Origin of the sequence: Micromonospora sp. NPDC002389, from assembly GCF_040296095.1 — a bacterium.
GTDB lineage: Bacteria > Actinomycetota > Actinomycetes > Mycobacteriales > Micromonosporaceae > Micromonospora.
Genome location: NZ_JBEOWP010000007.1, coordinates 172,233 through 196,535 on the forward strand (window position 1 = coordinate 172,233; position 24,303 = coordinate 196,535).

Here is a 24,303-nt window from a genome sequence, read left to right on the forward strand (position 1 = left end):
TCGTCGGACCATCTCCCGGCCACTCCTGACCGTGCGCGCGAAAATAGTCGTCCACACGCTCGGAGTGCAGCTTCCCGGTCGACTGTTGAGGAATTCTTGAGACTTCCCGCCGCCACTCGGCGAGCCCTCCCGAAAATCGATCGGAATGCTTTCGGTAATACGGTTCCGACATTCGGCCGAAAACGGTGGCCGATCTCTCTGCCGTGCATTGCTACCGGCTCTGACCTGTGCTTAGGTGACGGACTAGATCCACCCGATCACTGTGGAGGACATTCATGCGCTCAGCTATGGCGGCATCGCCAACACGTCGGGTCAAGCGTTCTGTCGCGGTCGCCGCCGCACTACTCATCGGCGCCCCCGGTGCCGTGGTGGCACTCACCGGGCCGGCGGTCGCCCAACCCCTCGAATCGCACTGCGGAAACGAGACCGGCAACAAGTCGGTGCAGGGCTTCATCAGCCACGAGGAACTCCGTCGGAGCCTTCGGCAGATCGAGCACACCAGCAACGGCAAGGTCCGCGTCGACGTGGCCGGCCATTCGAACCACGGTCGCGAGATCTGGACCGCCCGGGTCGGCGAGGGCGACCGGGTCGTCCTGATCCAGAGCCAGATCCACGGCAACGAGATGCACGGCACGGCCGCCGTGCTCGACGCCCTGCGGACGCTGGGCAACAACTCGAAGCGGTCCGAGGAGATCCGCAAGGCGGTCACCGTGGTGGCCATCCCCAAGCTCAACCCGGACGGCAGCGAGCTGGACACCCGACAGAACGCCCGCACCTGGGCCGACGTCGTCGCCGACTTCCCGCAGTTGGCCGACGCCCGGACCGCCTGGAACTACAACACCCGGGTCGGCGGGTTCGACGTGAACCGCGACTTCAACCCCAACCTCGACTACGTGCCCAGCCCCGGCGACTTCCCGGGCAACAGCGCCTCCGTCGGCTGGTACATCACCCCGGAGGCCCAGACCGCCCGGGACGTCTACCGCTCGCTGGAGCGGGAGTTCGGCACCGTCGACGTCTTCGCCGACCTGCACAACCAGGCCGCCTGCTACACCGGTGTGGGGATGGACGACTACACCACCCTGTCGATCTCCGGACGCTTCATCACGGACCCGGCGCAGCACGGCAACTGGCCGAAGTTCGACTACGACGCGTCGCGCCGGGTGAACGTCGCGGTCTACGACGCGCTCCAGTCCGGCAACTCCCCGCAGAGCAAGGTCACGCTCTACCCGCAGAACACGAACCTGCCCGGCACCGCGCTGGGTTCGTTCGCGCTGCGCGGTAGCGCCACCATCCTGTTCGAGACGCGTGGCCAGACCCAGTCGTGGGGCCAGAAGCAGCACGGCATGCTGACCAAGCAGGTCGAGGACGGGCTCTTCGGCATCGTCGACTCGATCACCGACGGCACCCTGGACAACATCGACCCCGCGCGCTACGACCTCATCCCCGTCCGGATGAACGTCCCGCGGAGCTGACCCCGCCGAGTTGACCGGCGTCGTCCCGGCCGAGAGGGCCGGGGCGACGCCGGACGCGTGTGGCGGGGGCGACGCCGCGCACCCATGGCCAGGGCCGACGCCGGGCGTGCATGGCCGGGGCGACGCCGCACGCGCATGGCCAGGACCGACGCCGGACGCGCATGGCCGGGGCCGCCACGCCGGAAACCGGGCTGCGGTCGACGCGGTGGACGGGAAGACTGGCCGCCGTGAACGTGTCCAGCGTGGCGGAACTGATCGACCTCGTCTCCTCCGGGGCCGACCTGCGGTATCTGCGGTTCTGGGGTCACCGGCCGCAGCGGGACGGCAGCGTCGGGGTGGGCTGCCTGAGCCAGTGGTGGCCCGCCCGGTTCACCGTGGACGGGCACGAGTTCGCCACCGCCGAGCACTACATGATGTGGTCCAAGGCGACGCTGTTCGGCGCCGACGACGTGGCCGCCCGCATCCTGACCGGTCCCGATCCGCGCCGGGCCAAGTCGCTCGGGCGGCAGGTCCGGGGCTTCGACCAGGCCACCTGGGAGGCCCACCGGTACACGATCGTGGTCGACGCCAGCGTCGCGAAGTTCGGCCAGCACCCCGACCTGCGCGCCTTCCTGCTCGGCACCGGCGACCGGATCCTGGTCGAGGCCAGCCCGGTCGACCGGATCTGGGGCATCGGGCTCACCGCCGACGATCCCCGGGCCGCCGACCCGGCCCGATGGCAGGGTCTCAACCTGCTGGGCTTCGCCCTCGGGTCCGCTCGCGAGCGCCTGCGGACCGAGCTCCCGTGAACCTCGCGTGGACGTGCGTCCCCGTCGATGGGTTGACCCGACTGTAAGACATCTTTACAGTCCTGTTTCGACGCGTGTCGGCAGCTACCCCACGACGACAGAGGGAGTGGAATGTCCAGACTGCGTACTGCGGTGTCCGGAGTCCTCGCCGCCACACTCGCCATCGCCGGCGTCCTGGTCGCCGCCCCCGGCGCACAGGCCGCGACCGCGAACTTCGCCAAGGTCCAGGAGTGGGGCGGCGGCTACGAGGCCCGCTTCACCGTCCGCAACGACACCGCCACCACCATCACCAGTTGGCGGGTCGACTTCGACCTGCCGGCCGGCTCCACCCTCGGCAGCTACTGGGACGCCCTGCTGACCAGCAGCGGCAACCGGCACAGCTTCACCAACCGCAGTTGGAACGGCACCCTGGCCGCCGGTGCGTCGACCACCTTTGGCTTCATCGTCACCGGCAGCGGCACGCCGAGCAACTGCACCGTCAACGGCGGCTCGTGCAGCGGCGGCAGCGCCGACACCCAGGCGCCCAGCGTGCCCGGCAACCTCCGGGTCACCGGCACCAGCACGTCGAGCGTGGCGCTGGCCTGGAACGCCGCGACCGACAACGTCGGGGTCACCGGCTACGACGTCTACCGGGGCAGCACGCTCGCCACCAGCGTCGTCGGCACCACCACCGCCACCGTCGGCGGCCTGAGCCCCGCCACCGCGTACACCTTCTCGGTCCGGGCCCGCGACGCCGCCGGCAACGTCTCGGCGGCGAGCACGACGGTCTCCGCGACCACCGCACCCGGTACGGTGACCGGCACCCCTGCCTCGATCAACGGTCAACTGCGGGTCTGCGGCGTGCAGCTCTGCAACCGGTACGGCCGGCCGATCCAGTTGCGCGGCATGAGCACCCACGGCATCCAGTGGTACTCGCAGTGCGTCAACAACGCCTCGCTGGACGCGCTCGCCTACGACTGGAACGCCGACGTGCTGCGCATCTCCATGTACATCCAGGAGGGCGGCTACGAGACCGACCCGCGCGGCTTCACCGACCGGGTGCACGACTACATCGAACGGGCCACCGCCCGCGGCATGTACGCCATCGTCGACTGGCACATGCTCACCCCGGGCGACCCCAACCACAACCTGGCCCGGGCCCGCACCTTCTTCACCGAGATCGCCCAGCGCCACAAGGACAAGACCAACATCCTGTACGAGGTGGCCAACGAGCCGAACGGGGTGAGCTGGGCGTCGATCAAGAGCTACGCCGAGCAGATCATCCCGGTCATCCGGGCGCAGGACCCGGACGGCGTGGTGCTGGTCGGCACCCGCGCCTGGTCCTCGCTGGGCCTGTCCGAGGGCGCCTCGGAGACCGAGATCGTCAACAGCCCGGTCAACGCGTCGAACATCATGTACACGTTCCACTTCTACGCCGCCTCGCACGGCACGACGTACCTGAACGCGCTGTCCCGGACCGCCGACCGGCTGCCGATCTTCGTCACCGAGTTCGGCACCCAGACCGCCTCCGGTGACGGGGCGAACGACTTCACCCGTGCCCAGCAGTACCTGGACCTGATGGCCACCAAGAAGATCAGTTGGGTGAACTGGAACTTCTCCGACGACTTCCGCAGTGGTGCCGTCTTCAACGCCGGCACCTGCAACGGCAGCTCGTACACCGGGACCGGTGTGCTCAAGCCCGCCGGGGTCTGGGTCCGCGACCGGATCCGTACCCCGGACAACTTCCCGACCAGCTGACGACGGCGCGAGGGCGGGGCAGCCCCGGCGGGCTACCCCGCCCTCGCGATCGCCCGCGTGTTAGGAGGGGTCCCCTGCTATACACCAGGCGTTAGCAGGGGACCCTTCCTTACACAGCGGTCAGCCGCCGACGCCGGAGCGGGCGGCCGCCGACACGATCGGCCCGCGCTGGCCCGGCGTCAGCACCCCGGCCGTGACCAGCCGGTCCACCACCTCGTTGACGTGCCGCACGAACTGACCACGGTTCGGCCACGGCTCCCCGTCGAGGATGTGGTCGTTGATGGTGCAGGTGCCGGCCAGCGCACGGTTGGCCACGCGGCTGTCGACGCCGCCGACCACCACGGTCGCCCGGGTGTCGGTGCCCACGCAGATCGGCATGGCGAGCGGCCCGCCGACCACCGGCAGCCGCAGCCGCGACGCCGCCAGGTCCACGCCGAGCACCGTGCCCGGTGCCGGTTGCAGGGTGAACTCCCGGTCGGTGGAGAAGACCATCAGGCCGATCCGGTAGCCTGCGGGCACGACCTGGTCGTCCGGCTGCAACGGTACGGTCACCTCGACGAACTCCCCCGGCACGAGCGGCTCGCTGCCGGTCAGCGAGTGGCGGTTCTGCGGGTCGGCCCAGCCCCGGGTGATGATGCTGGTGGTGCTGCCCTGGGTGCTGGAGGTGCAGCCCGACGCGCTGGTCCAGGGCAGGCGTACCAGCGCCACCGACAGGTTGACCGCCGGCTTGCTCGACCGCATCCGCAGCGTCACGGTGGCGGTGCCGGAGATGTGCACCGGGGCGGTGAGTTCCGGCGTCACGTAGAGCAGCCGCTGGTCCGAGACGGTGGTGGCGAGCGCACCGGCGTTGCAGGCGGTGTCACCGGCGTCCACCAGCGATTCCACGCCGACGCCCGGCAGCGCCAGCGAGGTCAGCCCGCCGCTGGTGTCGCCGCCGGGTCCGAGCACCATGGTCACCGGTTGCGCGGCCGGGTTCGGGTAGTCCGGGTACGGGGTGAGCGTGCTGGTTCCGGTCTCGTTGCGGACCACCCAGGCCCGCGCGTCGTCCTCCACGCCGTTGCGAAGGCCGTACAGGTAGCGGCTGAACCACTTGTTGCGCATCTCCAGCGGCGGTGCACCTCCGTGCCCGCCCTGGTGGAAGTACATCTGCACGGGAGTGCCCTGGGCCTTGAGCGCGTCGGTGATCCGTACGCTGTGCTCGGGCATCACGTTCCAGTCGTTGAAGGCGTGTGCCATCAGGGTCGCCGCGCGTACGCCGCCGACGGCGTGCAGGTAGTCGCGCCCGGCCCAGAAGTCGTTGTAGTCGCCGTTGCGGCGGTCCTGGAAGCGGTTCAGCTCGTTGACCCGGACCTGCTCGACGCAGTACGCCCGGCGGTCCGGGTAACCACTGTGGACGTAGTCGAACAGGTAGTCGATGTCCTCGCCGACCCAGCCCCCCGGGTTTCGGACCAGCCCGTTGGCGCGGTAGTAGTGGTAGTACGAGGTGTTCGGCGCGATCGGGATGATCGCTTCGAGTCCGTCCACGCCAGTGGTGGCGGCGGCCAGTGGCAGCGTGCCGTTGTACGACGTACCGGTCATGCCGACCTTGCCGGTGGACCAGCCGGTGGCCGAGACCTCCACGTCACCGTCGACGCTGGCGTAGCCCTTCGCCCGCCCGTTCAACCAGTCGATGACCGCCTTCGGCGCCAGCGACTCGTTGCTGCCGCCCACGGTCGGGCAGCCCTGCGACAGGCCGGTGCCCGGCGAGTCGGAGTGCACCACGGCGAAGCCACGCGGCACCCAGGTGGCGACCTCGCTGGTGGAGACCGCCGTCCGGGTCGCGCGGTGGGCGATGGCGGGCGGGGAGACCCGGGCCGGCGGCTCCTCCCCCAGCTCGTGCCGGACGTTCCAGAAGTACTGCGCCTGGGTGGAGGCGGTGCCCGCGTAGTAGGGACTCGTCTCGTACACGATCGGCACCTTGAGGCCGTCGTCCGTCTGCCCCGGTCGGGTGACGTCCACGTGCATCCGGTCGCGTCGGCCGTCGCCGTCGGAGTCGAACTCCGTCTCCACCCACAACTGCTGCCGGATCCAGCCGGTGGAGTCGGCGAACTCGGGCACGATCTGGGCCTGGCCGTCGACGAAGACCGGCCCGACCTCCTCCGGGGCGGCGACCGCAGGTGTCGCGACCGTCAGGGACAGGACGAGTGCCGCCGCGCACGGCACCGCCACCAGGGCGGTGACCCGTCGGCGCCCGCTTCGTCGCACCATCGTGAGCCCCTTTCCGTTGCTCGTCCGGGTGGCCCGAACGAGCAACGGAGCACCCGGCGCGGTCGGCGGTCCCGGCCGACTGTCGTCGACGGCACGCACCGACTCGATCCTTTGGTGAGCAGACGGTAACGGTCCGTGGAGAGTGGACGCTTGAGACACCTGACGGAACTCCGCAGGTCCGAGTACGACAGAACGTCGCCCCCTCAGGGGTTGAGGTATGCCAATACGGCGAGGACCCGCCGGTTGTGGTCGTCGGAGGGCGGCATGTCGAGCTTGGTGAAGATGTTGTTGATGTGCTTGCTGACGGCCTTCTCGGTGATGTGCAGCTTGCCGGCGATGGCGGCGTTGGAGCGGCCCTCCGCCATCTCACCGAGCACCTCCCGCTCCCGGGGGGTGAGCACCGCGAGGGGCTCCCGGCGGGCCAGCAGTCGGGAGATCACCTCGGGGTCCATCGCGGTCCCGCCCTGGGCGACCCGACGGACCGCGTCGACGAACTCGCCGACGTGGGACACCCGGTCCTTGAGCAGGTAGCCCACGCCGCCGTGCGGGGTGCTGAGCAGTTCCCGGGCGTACAGCGGCTCGACGTGTTGGGACAACACCAGGATCGGCAGCCCGGGAAGACGGGTACGGGCGGCGATCGCGGCGTGCAGGCCCTCGTCGGTGAACGTCGGCGGCAGCCGTACGTCCACGACCGCCACCTGAGGCCGGAGGCTGACCAGGGCGGGCAGCAGGGCAGGTCCGTTGTCGACGGCCGCGACGACGTCGAAGTCGAAGGCCCGCAGGATCCGGGTCAACCCGTCCCGGAGGAGTGCGTGGTCCTCGGCGATGACAACGCGCACGGCAACTCCATGGTGACGACGGTGGGCCCGCCGACCGGGCTCGACACGGTCATCGTGCCATCGAAGGCGGCCAGGCGGCGTTCGATGCCCCGTAGGCCGGAACCGGCGCCCGGGTCCGCACCACCGGTCCCGTCGTCGGCGACCACCATGGTCAGCGTGCCGTCGGTGTGCCGCAGGGATGCCGCCCCGGTCCGCGCCCGACTGTGCCGGACCAGGTTGGTCAGCGTCTCGGCCACGGCGAAGTAGGCGGCCGACTCGACCGGCGTGTCGAGTCGGCCGGGCAGGTCGACATCGACCGTGATCGGGACGGGCAGGCCCAGCGCCAACGCCCGCACCGCGCCGTCGAGCCCGCGCTCGGCCAGCACCGGCGGATGGATGCCGCGGACGAGATGGCGCAGCTCGACCAGGGCCGTACCGCTGGACTCCCGCGCTTCCGCGAGCATCTCACGAGCCGCGCTCGGGTCACGGTCGATCAGCTCGTCGGCCAGGCCGATCATCATGCCCAGGGAGACGAGGCGAGCCTGGATGCCGTCGTGCAGGTCACGCTCGATGCGACGCAGCTCGGCGGCCTGGGCGTCGACGGTGTCGGCACGCGTGACGGTCAGTTCGGTGACGCGCAGTCGCAGGTCCGCGGCCTTGGTCGGGGCGAGCAGCAGCCGGGTGAAGTACGCGTCGACGCGGCGCAGCCACGGGGCCAACCAGAGCCCACCGGCGAGGATGGCGGCGCCCTGCGGCACACAGACCAGCCCCTCCACGACGGTGTCGACGGACCAGACGAGGCCGTAGCCGTACCAGTCGGTGCCGAGCCAGATCCACACCGGCACCAGCGTCAGGCCCAGCACGCCGTAGAGCGGCACGGCCAGGGAGATCAGGCCGAGGGCGGTGGACACCACCGCGCCGGGCAGGAGCCAGGCGAGGTCGCGCCAGGTGGCCGGGTCCGTGACGATCCAGCGGAACCGCCGCCACCCGCCGGGGACACCCCGTGCCGGGGGCGGACGGTAGGGCCGGGACACCGGGACACCGGCGCGGGTGGCCAGCCGGCGTTCGAGATCCGCGCGGTGGCGGACCACCGTCATCGTCCACGGCAGCAACGCCATGCCGAGGAACGGCACCGGGACCAGGACCAGAGCCACCAGCGAGACGCCGAGCAGCACGAGGTTGGTCACGGCCAGACCGACGGCGGCCAGACCGACGAGTACGGCACGCAGGCCCCGCCACGCCCACGCGTACGCCCGCCCGTCGCCGCCGACCCGGTCCATCGTCACATTGTGCCTGTGTGTCAGGCACTTCTCGGTGGTGCTAGCACCCCGTCGTAGGGTGGGGGCAGAACTCCTGACGGGGGCGTCCCGGATGCGGTCTGCTGGGACCATGACGACCGCCACGACGCCACCGCGCCCGACGAGCGGCAGCGATTTCGCCGTCCTGTCCCGCCGGATCACCGACGCCGGGTTGATGCGACGCCGGCCCCTCTACTACGCCCTGAGGTTGGGTGTCGTCGCGTTCATGTTCGTCGGTGGCTGGACGGCCTTCTTCGCCCTCGGTTCGTCGTGGTGGCAGATGTTCACCGCAGTCTTCCTCGCCGTCACGTTCGCCCAGGTCGCGCTCGTGGCACACGACCTGGCACACCGCCAGGTGTTCCGGACCAGGCGTCCGAGTGCGGTCGCCGGGCTGGTGGCCGGCAACCTCGGCGTCGGGATGAGCTACGGGTGGTGGATGGACAAGCACACCCGCCACCACAACAACCCCAACCACGACGATCTCGACCCAGACGTGGCCCCGGAGGTGCTCGTCTGGACCACGGAGGCGTCCCTCGGTCGCCGTGGGCTGCGCGGATTCGTCGTCCGGCACCAGGCCGTCCTGTTCTTCCCACTGCTCGCGCTGCTCGCCGTCAGTCTCAAGGTGTCCAGCGTCAAGGCGTTGCGAGACGGCACCGTCAAGCGGCCGGGCGTCGAGGCCGCCCTGCTGTCCCTGCACGCCGCCGGCTACCTCACGGCCCTGCTGCTCGTCCTCACCCCGCCGCAGGCCGTGGTCTTCCTGCTGCTGCACCAGGCGATCTTCGGCGTCTACCTCGGGATGACCTTCGCGCCCAACCACAAGGGGATGCCGCATCCGACCGGCTCCGAGGACTATCTGCGCAAGCAGGTGCTGACCTCGCGCAACGTCCACGGCAGCCGGCTGGTGGACGCGGCCCTCGGCGGCCTGAACTACCAGATCGAGCACCACCTGTTCCCCGGCATGCCGACGCCCAACCTGCGCCGGGCCCAGCCGATCGTGCAGGCGTACTGTGCCGAGATCGGTGTCCGCTACGAGCAGACCGGCCTGGTCGACTCGTACCGGCAGGCGCTGCGCCACCTGTACGAGGTGGGTGCCCCCGCCCGGGCCGCACACGCCTCCCGGTGACTCCCCGGCCGGGGCGTAGGCGTCGGGGGGCGGGGTAAGCAGCGGGTTCGGAGATTCCCCGACCATCGGGCAACTGCCCGCCGGGAGGAGAGATGGTGTCTCAGGACTACCGCAAGAGCCCCGAGGTGATCTCGGACCTGACGCCCGAGCAGTACCGGGTCACCCAGGAGTCCGCGACCGAAACGCCCTTCGCCAACGAGTACTGGGACAAGTTGGACCCCGGTCTCTATGTCGACGTGGTGTCCGGTGAACCCCTGTTCGCCTCCGTCGACAAGTACGACAGCGGCACCGGTTGGCCGACGTTCAGCAAGCCGGTCGAGTCCGGGAACCTGGTCGAGATCCCGGACAGCAGCCTCGGCGTCACCCGCACCGAGGTCCGGTCCGCGCACGGCGACAGCCACCTCGGCCACGTCTTCGACGACGGTCCGATCGAGACCGGCGGGCTGCGCTACTGCATGAACTCGGCCGCGCTGCGCTTCGTGCCCCGCGACGACCTGGAGCGTGAGGGCTACGGGGCGTACCTCGACCGGTTCGCCGCCCGGCGCTGACCCCGTCCGAGGACTCCCGTCCACCCGCGAGAGCGGGAGAAGGAGGCAGAGATGGCCGTCAAGACCGAAGCTCGACCGCGTACCGCGCAGATCCGGCCGTTCACGGTCGAGATCCCGCAGGCGGAGCTGGACGACCTGGGCCACCGGATCGCCGCCACGCGGTGGCCGGAGCAGGAGACCGTCGCCGACCAGTCGCAGGGCGTGCCGCTCGCGACGATCCAGGCGGTCGCGCGCTACTGGGAGCGGGAGTACGACTGGCGTGGCGTCGAGGCACGGCTGAACAGCGTCCCGCAGTTCATGACCGAGATCGACGGGCTGGACATCCACTTCATCCACGTCCGCTCGACGCACGAGGACGCGCTGCCGCTGATCATCACGCACGGCTGGCCCGGCTCGGTGATCGAACAGCTCAAGGTCATCGGCCCGCTCACCGATCCCACCGCCCACGGCGGAAGCGCCTCGGACGCCTTCCACGTGGTGATCCCGTCCATGCCCGGGCACGGCTTCTCCGGCAAGCCGACCATGCCGGGCTGGGGTCCGGAGCACATCGCCAGCGCGTGGACCGAGCTGATGCGGCGTCTCGGGTACGACCGCTTCGTCGCCCAGGGCGGCGACTGGGGCGCGATCATCTCGGACCTGATGGGGGTGCAGGCCCCGCCGGAGCTGGCCGGTATCCACACCAACATGCCGGGAGCCGTACCGGCGGATCTCGACAAGCTGTTCCAGTCCGACATGAGCGGGGCGAACGACGCCCTCGGCTCGCTGCCGTCGAACCTCTCCGCCGAGGAGCGGCGCGCCTGCGAGCAGCTCGACTTCGTGTGGAAGCACGTCGCGTACGCCCTCATGATGGGCACCCGGCCGCAGACCCTGACCGCGCTGGCGGACTCGCCGGTCGGGTTGGCCGCGTTCCTGCTCGACCACGACGCGCGCAGCCTGGACCTCATCTCGCGGGTCTTCGCGGGTGGGCCGGGCGGCCTCAGCCGGGACGACGTACTGGACAACATCACGTTGTACTGGTTGACCAACACCGGCGTCTCGTCGTCCCGGCTCTACGCGGAGAACGCACTCTCGTTCTTCGCCACCAAGGGCGTACGGGTGCCGGTGGCGGTCAGCGTCTTCCCGGACGAGCTGTACGAGGCACCGCGCAGCTGGGTGGAGCAGGCGTACCCGAACCTCGTCTACTACCACCGGCTCGACCGGGGCGGGCACTTCGCCGCCTGGGAACGGCCGATGGCCTTCGCCGAGGAGCTGCGCGCCGGATTCCGGCCGCTGCGCTGATCGACCGTCGCCCCATCGCCGCGACCGGTGCCCTCGGGCGCCGGTCGCGCGCGTACTGGTCGCCCACGCCGCCCGGGGAACGTTCCGCCAGTGGCGTCCCCTCGGTCTCCCGGCGGTCTGGTCAGTGGTCGGGGCTCGCGGTGCAGGGGTCGGACTCGGCGTCGGCGCGCAGGCGCGCCACCGCCCGGGCGAGGAGTTCGTGCCGGCGGCGGTCCCGGCGCACGTGTACGACGATGCGACGCCGTACGACGGGACGGACCACCGGTCTCGACACCGCGCCCTCGGGCAGGTCCACCACGGCCAGGCACGGCAGCAGCGTGACACCGACACCGGCCGCCACCAGGCGCAGGGCCGCCCGATGGTCGTCCAGCCGGGCGGCGAACCGGGGCGTGAACCCGGCGGTCCGGCAGGCGCTGGAGATGATCTGCCCGATCGGGCTGTCGTAGATGTCGTGGTCCACCCACGGCTCGCCCCCGAGATCCCGCAACGCGATCTCGGGGGCCTCCACGAGCGGGTGCCCGGCGGGCAGCACGGCGACGAGTTCCTCCACGGCGAGTTCGTGCCGGTGGTAACCGTCGAGCCGTACCTCGACGCCGCCGGCCGGCTCGGTGCGGATGTCCAGGTCCGGCTGCCGACGGCCCCGACCGTCGACCGGTTCGTTGAGGCTGATCTCCACGGTGAGGTTCGGTCGGTGCTGCCGAACGGTCCGCACCAGCTCCGGGATCCACCGTTCGGCCGCCGAGGCGAAACAGGCGATCGCCAGGTGCTCCCCCTGGCCGCCGCGCAGGTCCGCGACGACCCGCTCCAACCGCTCGAAGTCGGCGACCAGCGTCTGCGCCTGGTCGGCGAGGTGCCGGGCGGCGTCGGTGGCGACGATGCCCCGTCCCTGCCTCACGAAGAGGACCAGGCCGGTCTCCCTGGCCAGCTCGGTCATGTGCTGACTGATCGTGGCCGGGGCGTAGTTGAGGTTCCGGGCGGCCTGGTTGATCGATCCGGCGGCCAGGACCGCCCGCAGCACCACCAGACGTCGAGGGTTGAGCATGGGTCGACCGTACGGCGACGACGAATGATCAGCGATCTTTGTCTGCTTGTCGCCTCCGTCGGGCCGTCGCAGGATGACCGGCAGGGACCGGCTCCCCCGCCCGGCGCGTACGAGAGGACCGCTGATGGACACGACGTTCTGGGACCAGGCGGACCGCCTGCTGATCCGTTACGGGGCCAGCTTCACCCCCCGGATCATCGAGCGCGCCCGTGGGGCGTACGTCTTCGACCGCGAGGGCAGGCCGATCCTCGACTTCACCTCGGGACAGATGAGCGCCATACTCGGCCACGCGCACCCGGACATCGTCTCCACCGTCTCGTCCGCGGTCGCCTCGCTGGACCACCTCTACAGCGGCATGCTCAGCCCGCCGCTGCTCGCACTGGCCGAACGGCTCGCCGCCACACTGCCTCCCTCGCTGGGCAAGACGCTGCTGCTCACCACCGGCGCCGAGGCGAACGAGGCGGCGATCAAGATGGCCAAGCTCCACACCGGCCGGTACGAGATCGTCTCGTTCGACCGGTCCTGGCACGGCATGACGCAGGGGGCGGCGTCGGCGACGTACTCCGCCGGGCGACGCGGCTACGGTCCGCCGATGCCGGGCAACCTCGTCCTGCCCACACCGAACGCCTACCGGTCGCCGTTCCGTACGGCCACCGGCGCGCACGACTGGGAGGCCGAACTCGCGTACGGCTTCGCCCTGGTCGACCAGCAGTCTGCCGGAAGCCTCGCTGCCTGCCTGGTCGAGCCGATCCTCTCCTCGGGCGGCATCATCGACCTGCCGCCCGGATACCTGCGCCGACTGCGGCAGATGTGCGACGAGCGCGGGATGCTGCTCATCCTGGACGAGGCGCAGACCGGTCTCGGCCGCACCGGCGCGATGTACGCCTTCGAACGCGACGGCGTGGCCCCAGACATCCTCACCCTGTCCAAGACCCTCGGCGCGGGACTGCCGGTGGCCGCCGTGGTGACCAGCGCCGAGATCGAGCAGGTCTGCCACGAGCGGGGATTCCTCTTCTACACCACCCACGTCTCCGACCCGCTGGCGGCGGCGGTCGCGCTGACCGTCCTCGACGTCATCGCGCGGGAGGACCTTGTCCGACGGGCCGCGCAGCTCGGAGATCAGCTCACCGAGCGGCTCCAGACCCTGCGGGACGAGCACGAGGTGGTGGGCGACATCCGGGGCCGGGGCCTGCTCCAGGGCATCGAACTGGTGACCGACAAGGTGAGCCGGACGCCAGCCGACGCGCTGGGCGCCCGGGTCACCTCGGCCTGCCTCGACCGGGGTCTGCACATGAACATCGTCCAACTGCCCGGCATGGGCGGCATCTTCCGGATCGCCCCACCGCTCACCATCAGCGACGACGACCTGCACGCTGGCCTGGACATCCTCGACGCCGCACTCACGGCGGTCCTGCGCGAGCGGTAATGCCGCTGGGCAGCGGGAAACGCTGAACACGGCGGCGAGGACGCCGATCAGGGCCGGTTGACAACACCGCGCACGAGGGCCGGGACCCATCCGCTCGGCGGGCGGGACACCGCTCACTGCGGTCGGGACCCCAGCCACTGCGGCCGGAGTGCCGACCGCAGTGGCTGAAACTCCCCGCGCAGTGGCCAGGACACCGATCCCGGCCGTGGAGATCGTCCACACTAGGCTTGCCGGCATGTCTGAGCCAACGCCCGAGCCGCGCAGGGTCGGCCAGCTGGTATGGGCCCCCGACGAGGTGACCGCCGGCATCGGAAGTCAGGTGCAACCGCAGGTCGGTCGGGGGCGCCGGGCGTTGCAGACCGGGCTGGCGGCCTTCCTCCTGACGTGGGTACCCACCCTCTTCATCCTCCTGGCGGCCACCTTCGCCGCACCGTCGTTGACCGACGACGCCGGCGTCGGTCGGGTCGCCCTCTGGGCGCTGCTGATCGCCGTACTGTTCGCGGTCACGGCGGCGGTGAGCACCCTGTGGTCCAAGCCCGACCGGGCTGGGGAGGAACCCTCGGGTCTCGTCGTCGCGCTGCGGGTCGCACGCGGGGCGTTGCTGACCGGAGTGGGCGCGGGTGCCGTGCTGGCGTGGCAGGGTCTGTCGGTACGGCAGGCCGTCACTCTGGCCGTGATCCTGGCGCTCATCCTGCGCGTCCTGCCGGTGGTCGCCGCGCGGACGCTGCAACGACGCCGCGCCCCTGAGCCCGAACCCCCCGCCGCCTCGACGCCCTGACCACCCGGCCGCCCCGAGCGCACCAGCCCAGTTGCAGGATGACTGCTCGGAGCCGACCTAGAGCGCGTCGCCGAGCCGCGTGAGCCGGCGCGCCATGAGGCGGCCCGCCGTAAGCCGGGCCGCCATAAGCCGGGCCGCCCTGAGCCGGGGCCGCCCTGAGCCGGGGCCGCCCTGAGCCGGGGCCGCCCTGAGCCGGGCTTCTGGATCAGTCGGCACTCGGTCGGCCTGGTAGACGTGTTTCAACTGGCTGGCACGGTTGCCTCGCCGCTGAGCCCGCTCCGCCGTGTGAGTTGATCGGTCGGACCAGCCGCTGTGGTGATCGGGCCAGCTCCGGGGCCACCGCCTTCATCAGAACGGACAAAGTTCCCGAACTGGCGACTGGCGGGGAAGACCCACGCAGGCACGTTCGCAGGTGGGTCGATTTGTTGTCGCTATGGCAGCAACAAATCGACCCACCTCCCGATCTCTGCACCCCCCGGCCCGCCCAGACGCAAGGAAGGGTCCCCTGTTAACGCCATCAAGCGTTAACAGGGGACCCCTCCTTGCACGCCCGGCGCTTTTGCTCGGCGGAGCGCGACCGGCGGTCGATCATCGGCGTGGAGCACGCGTGGCGGCCCACCCCCCGTCGTCGACACCATCTCGCGGGGTCGGACCGTGCCGTGGTGGGTGCGTGTCGACGTCGGCTGAGCGGGAAGGCGCGAGGTGCCGCGCCGCGACACGCGCCGACAAATCCGCAAGCCCTTTGACGACGTACAACCGATCGGTTGTATATTGGGTTTGTGGCGGAGACGAGTGAGGACCGGGCGGACGCCCTGTTCCACGCGCTCGCCGACCGCACCCGGCGCGACATCCTGCGCCGTGTGCTGGCCGGGGAGCACTCCGTCTCCGCGCTCGCCGCCAAGTACGACATGAGCTTCGCCGCCGTGCAGAAACACGTCGCCGTGCTGGAGAGGGCCGGCCTGCTGACCAAGCGACGCAGCGGTCGCGAGCAACTGGCCAGCGGCGACGTGCAGGCGGTGCGGTCGGTGGCGTCCATGCTCACCGAGCTCGAACAGGTCTGGCGCGGCCGCATCGCCCGCATCGACATGCTCATCGCATCAGAGACCGACCAGGAGGACTGAACAGTGCCCGTCACCGACGTCAAGCAGGACCTCGACAACCTGAGCCTGACCATCACCGCCGACTTCGCCGCGCCGGTGGAGCGGATCTGGCAGGTGTACGCCGACCCACGCCAACTGGAGAAGATCTGGGGGCCGCCGACCTATCCGGCCACCGTGGTCGACCACGACCTCACACCCGGCGGGCGGGTGACCTACTACATGACCAGCCCCGAGGGCGAACGCTTCGCCGGATACTGGCTGGTCACCGCCGTGGACGCGACACGCAGCTTCGCCTTCGAGGACGGCTTCGCCCACGAGGACCTCACCCCCAACCCGGACATGCCGGTCTCCAAGAGCGTCTTCACCTTCACCGCGCACGACGGCGGAACCCGAGCGACGTACGTGAGCACGTACCCGTCCGCCGAGGCGCTCCAGCAGGTGCTGGACATGGGCATGGTGGAGGGTGCCACCGGCGCGATCAACCAGATCGACGGCCTGGTCGCCTCCTGACCGACGCGGGAGCCGGCACCGGCGCGGGAGCCGGCACCGGCGCGGTCCGATGTTAGGAGGGGTCCCCTTCTATACCGTAGGCGTTAGCAGGGGACCCCTCCTTTCATCGAGGCCGCGTGGTTCACTACTCCCCCGGGTACGAGTGCGAGGGGGTAGCGGGTGCGGGTACTCATCCTCGGGGGCACCGCCGAGGCACGTGATCTCGCCGCTCGGCTCGTCGAACGACCGGGGCTGTCGGTGATCTCCTCGCTGGCCGGGCGGGTCGCCGATCCCCGCCTGCCGGTCGGTGAGGTACGCGTCGGCGGGTTCGGCGGTGCCGACGGGCTGGCCCGGTGGCTCGACACGCACCGCGTCGAGGTGCTGATCGACGCCACCCACCCGTACGCGGCCCGGATCCGGACCTCCGCCGTCACCGCCGCCGCCCGGGTCGGCGTACCTCACCTGCGGCTGGAACGACCGGGCTGGACGGCCCGTCCGGGTGACCGCTGGCACCGCGTACCCGACGTGGCCGCTGCGGTCCGGGAACTTCCGGCGCTCGGGCGGCGGGTCCTGCTCACCACCGGACGGCAGAGCCTTGCGGCGTTCCGCCCGTCGACCGGGCTGTGGATCCTGGCCCGGGTCGTGGACGCGCCGGAGGAGCCGCTGCCGGAGCACATCCGACTGCTGCGCAGCCGGGGTCCCTACACGCTCGCCGGTGAACTGGAGCTGATCCGCACCCATCGCATCGACGTGGTGGTGACCAAGGACAGCGGCGGCCGGCTCACCGAGGCGAAACTCGACGCGGCCCGGCAGCTCGGCCTACCGGTCGTGATGATCGACCGGCCGGTCCCCGCCGTCCACCCCACGACGGTGTCCAGGGTGGACGAGGCGGTGGACTGGGTGTCGGCGCTGCCGGTTCAGCCGGGATAGGTGCGGGGCGTCCAGACCACCACGGAGTCGTCGCCCCGGGTACTGACCTGGGTGGTCGACGAACCGATGATGAGCAAGCACCGCATGTCGACCGTCTCCGGGTCGAGATCGCCGAGCGTGACCACGGTGATCGACTCGGTGGCCCGGCCCACGTCCCGGGCCAGGACCACGGGCGTCTTCGGGTCACGGTGGCGCAGCAGCGTCTCCCGGGCCGCGCCGACCTGCCAACGACGGCTGGCCGAGGCCGGGTTGTAGAGCGCCAGGACCAGGTCGGCCGCAGCGGCGGCGGCCAGCCGCGCCTCGATGACCGGCCACGGCTTGAGCCGGTCCGACAGCGACAGCACCGCGAAGTCGTGCCCGAGCGGGGCACCCACACGGCTCGCCGCCGCCTGCGCCGCCGTCAGACCCGGCAGTACCCGCACCGGCACCCCGGCGAACCGGGCCTGGCCGGTCGCCACCTCGTAGACCGCGCTGGCCATCGCGAACACCCCGGGGTCGCCGGAGGAGACCACCACCACCCGGGCCCCGCCGAGCGCCAACTCCAACGCGTGCGCGGCCCGTTCGGTCTCCACCTGGTTGCCCGAGGTGTGCCGCTGCTGGCCGGGACGCACCGGCACCCGGTCCACGTACGGGCCGTAGCCCACCAGGTGCTCGGCCTCGCGCAGCGCCCGCGCCACCTCCGGGGTGAGCCAGCGCGGTCCGGCCGGGCCGAGCCCGACCACGACCACCTCCCCCGGCGACGCCGGTGCCGAGGCAGGCAGGTCGTCCCGGCTGGCGGCACTTGTCGGGCTGGGCAACAGCGCCAGAGAGAAGTACGGCACGTCGTCGGCGGACACGTCGGCCAGCGGGGCGTGTCGTCCGCGCCGCGAGGTGGCCCGTTCCACGTACCACGTCTCGGGCAGCCGACCCGCGTCGTCCAGGGCGGCGCGGACGTTGTCGAAGGTCCGGCCCAGCTTGAGCACGGCGGCGGCGTCGGTGTCGGCGAGCCGCCGGGCGAGTTCCTCGGCGGGCAGCGTGCCGGGCAGGACGGTCAGCACCTCGTCGCGTTCGACGAGCGGTCGACCCAGCACGGCGGAGGCGGCGCTGACCGAGGTCACCCCCGGCACCACCTCGGCCGGGAACCGGTGCGCGAGCCGTTCGTGCAGATACATGTAGGAGCCGTAGAACATCGGGTCGCCCGCGCAGAGCACCACCACGTCGCGTCCGGCGGCGAGGTGGACGGCCAGCCGCTCGGCGCTGTCGTCGTAGAAGCGGCGGATCACGCCCTCGTAGCCCGCCGGGTCGTCGGTGCCCTCGGTGGTGACCGGGTACACCAGCGCCTCGTGCACGTGGTCCTCCCGCAACAGCCCGGTCACGATGGACCGGGCGATGCTGCGACCGTGCCGGGCCGAGTAGTACGCGACCACGTCGGTCTCGGCGATCAGACGGGCCGCCTTGACGGTCAACAGTTCCGGGTCGCCGGGTCCGACCCCGACGCCGTAGAGGGTGCCGGGCTCCACCATGGTCACTCCACCTCGCTCGCGATGCCGTTCACCGCCGCCGCGGTGACGGCGCTGCCACCCCGACGACCCTGCACGACCAGGTACGGAATCCGGGCCGAATGGTCGGCCAGCGCCTGCTTGGACTCGGCCGCGCCGATGAACCCGACCGGTACGCCCACCACCGCCGCCGGCCGACCCGCGCCCTCGTCGATCAGCTCCAGCAGCCGGAACAGGGAGGTCGGGGCGTTGCCGATGGCGACCACCGCGCCGTCGAGCCGGTCCCGCCACAACTCCATGGCGGCGGCGCTGCGGGTGGTGCCCAACTGCCGAGCCAACTCCGGCACCGCCGGATCACGCAGCGTGCACACCACCTCGTTGTCGGCGGGCAGCCGGCTGCGGGTGATTCCGGCGGCGACCATCGCCGCGTCGCAGAGCACCGGCGCACCGGCGGCCAGTGCGGCGTACCCGGCGGCGACCACCTCCGGGTGCGCGTCCACGTCGTCGACCAGGTCGACCATGCCGCAGGCGTGGATCATCCGCACCACCACCCGGGCGACGTCGGAGGGGAACCGGGACAGGTCGGTCTCGGCGCGGATGGTGGCGAACGAGCGGCGGTAGATCTCGGCGCCCTCGCGGACGTAGTCGTAACTCATCGTGGTCTCCGTGCCTGTGCCACCCGCTCGGACAGCGGGCCGTGGTGATCCTCTCGGGGACCGGCGACACGGTAACCGGCGCCGGTGGCCACCGCCAGGGCCGCCGGACCGGAAGGTCGGCCGCAGCACCGATCACAGCCGGCCCAGTGCAGGGGAAGCGCGTCGGCAACGGGCGACGCGGCGGAGGCCAGGGCGGCCGTGGCGTCGGCCAGGGCGGCGGTGGCGTCGGCGCGGACGTCGGCCAGCGCGCTGGCGCAACCGGGTCGGCCGGCGCAGGCGGTCACCCCGACCCAGGGCGAGGCGGGATCGACCACCAGCCCGGCCCCGACCAGCGCCGGCACCGCCGCCTCGGGTGCGGCGACCACGACGACGGTCCGCCACGGCGTCACCACCACCGGTCCGTCGGTCAGCGTCGCGACCGCCTCGGCCTGCGCGGCGGTGAGCCGACCCAGCGGTGCGGCGGCGATCACGAAGCCGGCCGGATGCGGACCGACCGGCGGCGGGCCGCCACGCGGCGGGTCGACCGGCTCGGCGTGCGGCCCGCCCAGTGCCGCGACCACGGCGGCGGGTGCCTCCGGCAGATCGGCCACCCGCCACACGTCCCGCCGCCCGGCGCGGTGCCGCAGGAAGGCTCGGGCGGCGGTGACGATCGTTGCGGCTACCTGGTCGGCGTCGGCCCGCAGCCCGACGTCGCGTCCCGCCACCAGCAGCGCGCCGGTCTCGGCCAGCCAGCACAGGTCCGCGCCGAGGGCGGCGACGTCACCCCGGCCGTCGTCGACGGCGATCAGGAAACGGCCGCTGAGGTCGGCCAGCTCGGGACAGGCGCAGAGCGCCTCGTCGACCCGGACCACCACCGGCCGTACGTCGGGCCGGCCACTGTGGTCCAGACCACTCAGCGGCGAGGCGACGATGTTGCGGACCGTCTCGTGGCTGGCGCTGGGCAGCAGCCCCGAGTCGACCAGGACGGCGGCGATCCGGTCCACCGCCTGCTGGTCGGGGATGCCGCGGAGCTGCACGTTCGCCCGTGAGGTCAGCTCCAGCGTGCCGTCGGCGTCGCCTCGGGCGGTGGCCGCCAACCGGCGGAGCTGTGACGTGCTCAGCCGACCGCCGGGAAGCCGTACGCGCACCAGCAGTCCGTCGGCGGCCTGGTGGGCCCGAAGCGCCCCGGGACACCGGTCGGCGCCGGAACGGCCGGACGGGGAGGAGACAGCGGGCACGTGCTCATCGTAGAGTCAGAGTCTCGGCACGGAACGCGCCGAGATCAGCATCACGCGGTCGGCGCGGAGGAACCCGGTGCGAGTCCGGGGCGGTCCCGCCACTGTCACCGGTCCGGCCCCGTGCCGGCCCGCGAGCCAGACACTCCGGTCGACCGCGACCGACGGCCACGGGCGCGGACCCGGGGAGGAGTCAACCATGCCCGGTGACGGCGTGATCCTACTACTGTCCACCTCGGACACCGACCTGCTCAGCGCCCGGTCCAGCGGTGCGGCGTACCGGCTGGCGAACCCGGCCCGCGTCGGCGAGGAACCGGAGGCGCTGGCCGACCTGACGGCCGGCGTGGACCTCGTGGTGGTCCGCATCCTCGGCGGTTACCGGATGTGGCAGCGTGGCCTGGACACGCTGCTCGGCGGCGACGTGCCGGTGGTCGCCCTCGGCGGTGAACAACTGCCCGACGCGGACCTGATGGCCCGCTCCACGGTGGCCCAGGGCATCGCCGCGCAGGCGCACGCCTACCTCGCGCAGGGCGGTCCGGACAACCTCCGCGAGCTGCACGCGTTCCTCAGCGACACGGTGCTGTTGACCGGCCACGGCTTCGCGCCGCCGCTCGCGCACCCCGACTGGGGCGTCATGTCGCGTCCGGCACCGACGGTGACCGGGCCGACGGTGGGCATCCTCTACTACCGGGCCCACCAGCTCAGCGGCAACACCGCCTTCGTGGAGGGGCTCTGCGCGGCCGTCGAGCAGGCCGGTGGCGTACCGCTGCCGGTGTTCTGCGCGAGCCTGCGCGCCCCCGAGCCGGGCCTGCTGGCCACGCTCGGCCGGGCCGACGCGCTGCTGGTCACGGTGTTGGCGGCCGGGGGCACCCGGCCGGCGGAGGTCTCCGCCGGGGGTGCCGACGAGGCGTGGGACGTCGGCGCGCTCGCCGAGCTGGACGTGCCGATCCTCCAGGCGCTGGCGCTGACCCAGGACCGGGCATCCTGGGCGGAGAGCGACGACGGGCTCAGCCCGCTGGACGCGGCCACGCAGGTGGCGGTGCCGGAGTTCGACGGCCGGCTGATCACGGTCCCGTTCTCGTTCAAGGAGACCGACGCCGACGGGTTGCCGCACTACGTCGCCGATCCGGAGCGCGCCCGCCGGGTCGCCGGCATCGCGGTCCGGCACGCCCGGCTGCGGCACGTGCCGCCGGCCGAGCGGCGGATCGCGGTGGTGCTGTCGGCGTACCCGACGAAGCATTCCCGGGTCGGCAACGCGGTCGGTCTGGACACTCCGGCCAGCGCCGTCCACCTGCTGCGGACGCTGCGCGGGCAGGGGTACGACGTCGGTCCGGTCGACGGCCCGGACGCGCTGCCCGGCCTGCTTCCCAGCGGTGACGGCCAGGACGCCGACGGGGACCGCCTGATCCACGCCCTGATCGCGGCCGGCGGCCAGGACCCGGAGTGGCTCACCGAGGAGAAGTTGGCCGGCAACCCGGTCCGTGTCCCGGCCGCCACCTACCGCCGCTGGTTCGACGCGCTCCCCGACGACCTGCGGGAGGCGATGACCGAGCACTGGGGTCCTGCCCCGGGTGACCTGTTCGTCGACCGGTCTGCCGACCCGGACGGCGAGATCGTCCTGGCCGGGCTGCGTGCCGGCAACGTGCTGCTGATGATCCAGCCGCCACGCGGTTTCGGCGAGAACCCGGTGGCCATCTATCACGATCCGGACCTGCCGCCGACGCACCACTACCTGGCCGCCTACCGGTGGCTGGACGAGGAGTTCGGCGCGCACGCCGTGGTGCACCTGGGCAAGCACGGGTCGCTGGAGTGGCTGCCCGGCAAGAACCTCGGCCTCTCCGCGAGCTGCGGGCCGGACGCGGTGCTCGGCGAGCTGCCGCTGATCTATCCGTTCCTGGTCAACGACCCGGGCGAGGGCGCGCAGGCCAAGCGGCGGGCGCACGCCACCATCGTGGACCATCTGGTGCCGCCGATGGCGCGGGCGGAGAGCTACGGCGACATCGCCCGGCTGGAGCAGTTGCTCGACGAGCACGCCAACATCGCCACCATGGACCCGGCCAAGCTGCCGGCCGTACGGGCGCAGATCTGGACGCTCATCCAGGCCGCCCGGCTCGACCACGACCTGGGGATGGAGCAGCGCCCACACGACGCCGAGTTCGACGACTTCCTGCTGCACGTCGACGGGTGGCTCTGCGAGGTCAAGGACGCGCAGATCCGCGACGGCCTGCACGTGCTCGGGCACGCCCCGACCGGCGAGGCGCGGATCAACCTGATGTTGGCCATCCTGCGCGCCCGTCAGGTCTTCGGCGGGCAGGCCGACGCCGTGCCCGGTCTGCGGGCCGCGCTCGGCCTCGACGAGGGCGGCGCCGAACACACCGCCGAGGTGGACCGGATCGAGGCGGTGGCCCGACGACTGGTCGAGGAGATGGAGCGGCACGACTGGTCCGTCGAGGCGGTCGACCGGGTACGCGTCGAGGTGCTCGGCGACGACCATCCGCACGGCGCGGAGGTCGGCCGCGTGTTGACGTTCGCCGCCACCGAGGTCGCGCCGCGCCTGGCCGGCACCACCGGCGAACTCGACGCCGTCCTGCACGCCCTCGACGGGGGTTACGTGCCCGCCGGACCGAGTGGGTCGCCGCTGCGTGGACTGGTCAACGTGCTGCCGACCGGCCGAAACTTCTACACCGTCGACCCGAAGGCGATCCCCAGCCGGTTGGCCTGGGAGACCGGGCAGGCGATGGCCACCAGTCTGCTGGAGCGCTACCGCCGGGACACCGGCGAGTGGCCCCGCTCGGTCGGCCTGTCGGCCTGGGGTACCTCGGCGATGCGGACCTCCGGCGACGACATCGCCGAGGTGTTGGCGCTGATCGGCGCGCAACCGGTCTGGGATCCGGCGTCCCGGCGGGTCACCGGCGTCGAGATCGTCCCGCTGGCCGACCTGGGCCGCCCCCGTATCGACGTCACGCTGCGCATCAGCGGCTTCTTCCGGGACGCCTTCCCGCACGTGGTGCTCCTGCTGGACGACGCGATCCGGGAGGTGGCCGCGCTGGACGAGCCGGACGAGGAGAACTACCTCGCCGCGCACGCCCGCGCCGACGCCGCCCGGCACGGCGACGACCGGCGTGCCACCACCCGCATCTTCGGCTCCAAGCCCGGCGCGTACGGCGCCGGACTGTTGCCGCTGATCGAGAGCGGGAACTGGCGCGACGACGCCGACCTGGCCGAGGTCTACACCGTGTGGGGAGGCTTCGCGTACGGCCGTGACCTGGACGGGCGGCCCGCCCGGGAGGACATGGAGTCGGCGTACCGGCGGATCGCGGTGGCGGCGAAGAACACCGACACCCGTGAGCACGACATCGCCGACTCCGACGACTACTTCCAGTACCACGGCGGGATGATCGCCACGGTGCGGGCGTTGACCGGGCAGGCGCCCCGGGCGTACATCGGGGACAGCACCACCCCGGACGCCACCCGGACCCGGTCGTTGACCGAGGAGACCGCGCGGGTGTTCCGGGCCCGGGTGGTCAATCCACGGTGGATCGCCGCCATGCGTCGGCACGGCTACAAGGGCGCGTTCGAGATGACCGCCACCGTGGACTACCTGTTCGGGTACGACGCCACGGCCGGCGTGGTCACGGACTGGATGTACGAGCAGCTCGCGGAGAGCTACGTCCTGGACCCGGATAACCAGCAGTTCCTGCGCCGGTCGAACCCGTGGGCGCTGCGCGGGATCGTCGAGCGGCTCACCGAGGCCGCCGACCGTGGGCTCTGGGCCAAGCCCGATCCGGCGCTGATGGACGCGCTGCGGCAGGCGTACCTGGAGGTCGAGGGCGACCTGGAGGAGTCCGGCTGAGTGCTGCCGTCCCGGGGGGACCACGCCG

At 71.7% G+C, this 24,303-nt stretch carries 19 protein-coding genes and 1 riboswitch; of the genes, 12 read left to right on the forward strand and 7 right to left on the reverse strand.

What is annotated here, in order from left to right; genetic code table 11:
• Window positions 1-287: 287 nt before the first annotated feature.
• The 3 genes from ABT008_RS15765 (at window position 288) to ABT008_RS15775 (ending at window position 3,997) form a co-directional block, all read left to right on the forward strand.
• Complete coding sequence (locus ABT008_RS15765) at window positions 288-1,472, forward strand: M14 family zinc carboxypeptidase (RefSeq protein ID WP_350696939.1); 1,185 nt, start codon at window positions 288-290, stop codon at window positions 1,470-1,472.
• Between the two features lie 227 nt (window positions 1,473-1,699).
• Entirely contained in the window at window positions 1,700-2,260 is a 561-nt protein-coding gene (gene ybiA / locus ABT008_RS15770) for a riboflavin biosynthesis intermediates N-glycosidase (RefSeq protein ID WP_350696940.1), read from the forward strand.
• A gap of 111 nt (window positions 2,261-2,371) precedes the next feature.
• The gene (locus ABT008_RS15775) at window positions 2,372-3,997 is read left to right on the forward strand and encodes a cellulase family glycosylhydrolase (RefSeq protein WP_350696941.1); all 1,626 of its coding nucleotides are present in this window, start codon (window positions 2,372-2,374) and stop codon (window positions 3,995-3,997) included.
• Between the two features lie 120 nt (window positions 3,998-4,117).
• Here ABT008_RS15775 and ABT008_RS15780 read toward each other — a convergent pair whose 3' ends face one another.
• The 3 genes from ABT008_RS15780 to ABT008_RS15790 form a co-directional block, all read right to left on the reverse strand.
• Complete coding sequence (locus ABT008_RS15780; protein WP_350696942.1) at window positions 4,118-6,244, reverse strand: Xaa-Pro dipeptidyl-peptidase; 2,127 nt, start codon at window positions 6,242-6,244, stop codon at window positions 4,118-4,120.
• A 203-nt stretch (window positions 6,245-6,447) separates the two neighbouring features.
• Window positions 6,448-7,083: a LuxR C-terminal-related transcriptional regulator gene (locus tag ABT008_RS15785; protein WP_350696943.1), complete on the reverse strand. Its 636-nt coding sequence runs from the start codon at window positions 7,081-7,083 to the stop codon at window positions 6,448-6,450.
• On the reverse strand, window positions 7,035-8,342 hold the full coding sequence (locus tag ABT008_RS15790; protein ID WP_350696944.1) for a sensor histidine kinase: 1,308 nt from the start codon (window positions 8,340-8,342) through the stop codon (window positions 7,035-7,037). The genes ABT008_RS15785 and ABT008_RS15790 overlap by 49 nt, the downstream gene beginning before the upstream one ends.
• Before the next feature lie 109 nt (window positions 8,343-8,451).
• On the opposite strand from ABT008_RS15790, the gene ABT008_RS15795 reads away from it, so the two are divergent.
• From ABT008_RS15795 to ABT008_RS15805, 3 genes are all read left to right on the forward strand, one after another.
• A complete protein-coding gene (locus ABT008_RS15795) occupies window positions 8,452-9,483 on the forward strand; it encodes a fatty acid desaturase family protein (RefSeq protein ID WP_350696945.1) in 1,032 nt (343 codons plus the stop codon).
• A gap of 95 nt (window positions 9,484-9,578) precedes the next feature.
• Window positions 9,579-10,031, forward strand: coding sequence for a peptide-methionine (R)-S-oxide reductase MsrB (gene msrB, locus ABT008_RS15800; RefSeq protein WP_502890439.1), 453 nt, complete (start codon window positions 9,579-9,581; stop codon window positions 10,029-10,031).
• A 51-nt stretch (window positions 10,032-10,082) separates the two neighbouring features.
• On the forward strand, window positions 10,083-11,309 hold the full coding sequence (locus ABT008_RS15805) for an epoxide hydrolase family protein (protein WP_350696947.1): 1,227 nt from the start codon (window positions 10,083-10,085) through the stop codon (window positions 11,307-11,309).
• Between the two features lie 121 nt (window positions 11,310-11,430).
• Here ABT008_RS15805 and ABT008_RS15810 read toward each other — a convergent pair whose 3' ends face one another.
• On the reverse strand, window positions 11,431-12,351 hold the full coding sequence (locus ABT008_RS15810; RefSeq protein WP_350696948.1) for a LysR family transcriptional regulator: 921 nt from the start codon (window positions 12,349-12,351) through the stop codon (window positions 11,431-11,433).
• Between the two features lie 124 nt (window positions 12,352-12,475).
• On the opposite strand from ABT008_RS15810, the gene ABT008_RS15815 reads away from it, so the two are divergent.
• The 5 genes from ABT008_RS15815 to ABT008_RS15835 all read left to right on the forward strand — a co-directional run bounded on the left by ABT008_RS15815 (window position 12,476) and on the right by ABT008_RS15835 (window position 17,074).
• Window positions 12,476-13,777, forward strand: coding sequence for an aspartate aminotransferase family protein (locus tag ABT008_RS15815; RefSeq protein WP_350696949.1), 1,302 nt, complete (start codon window positions 12,476-12,478; stop codon window positions 13,775-13,777).
• A 235-nt stretch (window positions 13,778-14,012) separates the two neighbouring features.
• The gene (locus ABT008_RS15820; RefSeq protein WP_350696950.1) at window positions 14,013-14,555 is read left to right on the forward strand and encodes a hypothetical protein; all 543 of its coding nucleotides are present in this window, start codon (window positions 14,013-14,015) and stop codon (window positions 14,553-14,555) included.
• A 779-nt stretch (window positions 14,556-15,334) separates the two neighbouring features.
• The gene (locus ABT008_RS15825; RefSeq protein WP_350696951.1) at window positions 15,335-15,676 is read left to right on the forward strand and encodes an ArsR/SmtB family transcription factor; all 342 of its coding nucleotides are present in this window, start codon (window positions 15,335-15,337) and stop codon (window positions 15,674-15,676) included.
• Window positions 15,677-15,679: 3 nt separating this feature from the next.
• The gene (locus ABT008_RS15830; RefSeq protein WP_350696952.1) at window positions 15,680-16,165 is read left to right on the forward strand and encodes an SRPBCC family protein; all 486 of its coding nucleotides are present in this window, start codon (window positions 15,680-15,682) and stop codon (window positions 16,163-16,165) included.
• A 159-nt stretch (window positions 16,166-16,324) separates the two neighbouring features.
• Window positions 16,325-17,074: a cobalt-precorrin-6A reductase gene (locus ABT008_RS15835; RefSeq protein WP_350696953.1), complete on the forward strand. Its 750-nt coding sequence runs from the start codon at window positions 16,325-16,327 to the stop codon at window positions 17,072-17,074.
• Here ABT008_RS15835 and ABT008_RS15840 read toward each other — a convergent pair.
• Genes ABT008_RS15840 through ABT008_RS15850 form a run of 3 tightly spaced genes read right to left on the reverse strand, consistent with a single transcriptional unit; the run spans window position 17,062 to window position 20,425 of the window.
• A complete protein-coding gene (locus ABT008_RS15840) occupies window positions 17,062-18,576 on the reverse strand; it encodes a precorrin-2 C(20)-methyltransferase (protein WP_350696954.1) in 1,515 nt (504 codons plus the stop codon). The two genes, ABT008_RS15835 and ABT008_RS15840, sit on opposite strands and share 13 nt — an antisense overlap.
• A gap of 2 nt (window positions 18,577-18,578) precedes the next feature.
• Window positions 18,579-19,208 carry a precorrin-8X methylmutase gene (locus ABT008_RS15845; protein WP_350696955.1) on the reverse strand — a complete coding sequence of 210 codons (630 nt, stop codon included), beginning with the start codon at window positions 19,206-19,208 and terminating at the stop codon, window positions 18,579-18,581.
• Window positions 19,205-20,425: a ferredoxin-like domain-containing protein gene (locus ABT008_RS15850; RefSeq protein ID WP_350696956.1), complete on the reverse strand. Its 1,221-nt coding sequence runs from the start codon at window positions 20,423-20,425 to the stop codon at window positions 19,205-19,207. Before ABT008_RS15850 ends, ABT008_RS15845 begins: the two co-directional genes overlap by 4 nt.
• A gap of 66 nt (window positions 20,426-20,491) precedes the next feature.
• Window positions 20,492-20,570: riboswitch (cobalamin riboswitch) on the forward strand.
• A gap of 51 nt (window positions 20,571-20,621) precedes the next feature.
• On the opposite strand from ABT008_RS15850, the gene cobN reads away from it, so the two are divergent.
• Entirely contained in the window at window positions 20,622-24,275 is a 3,654-nt protein-coding gene (gene cobN, locus ABT008_RS15855) for a cobaltochelatase subunit CobN (protein ID WP_350696957.1), read from the forward strand.
• The last annotated feature ends 28 nt before the right edge of the window (window positions 24,276-24,303 follow it).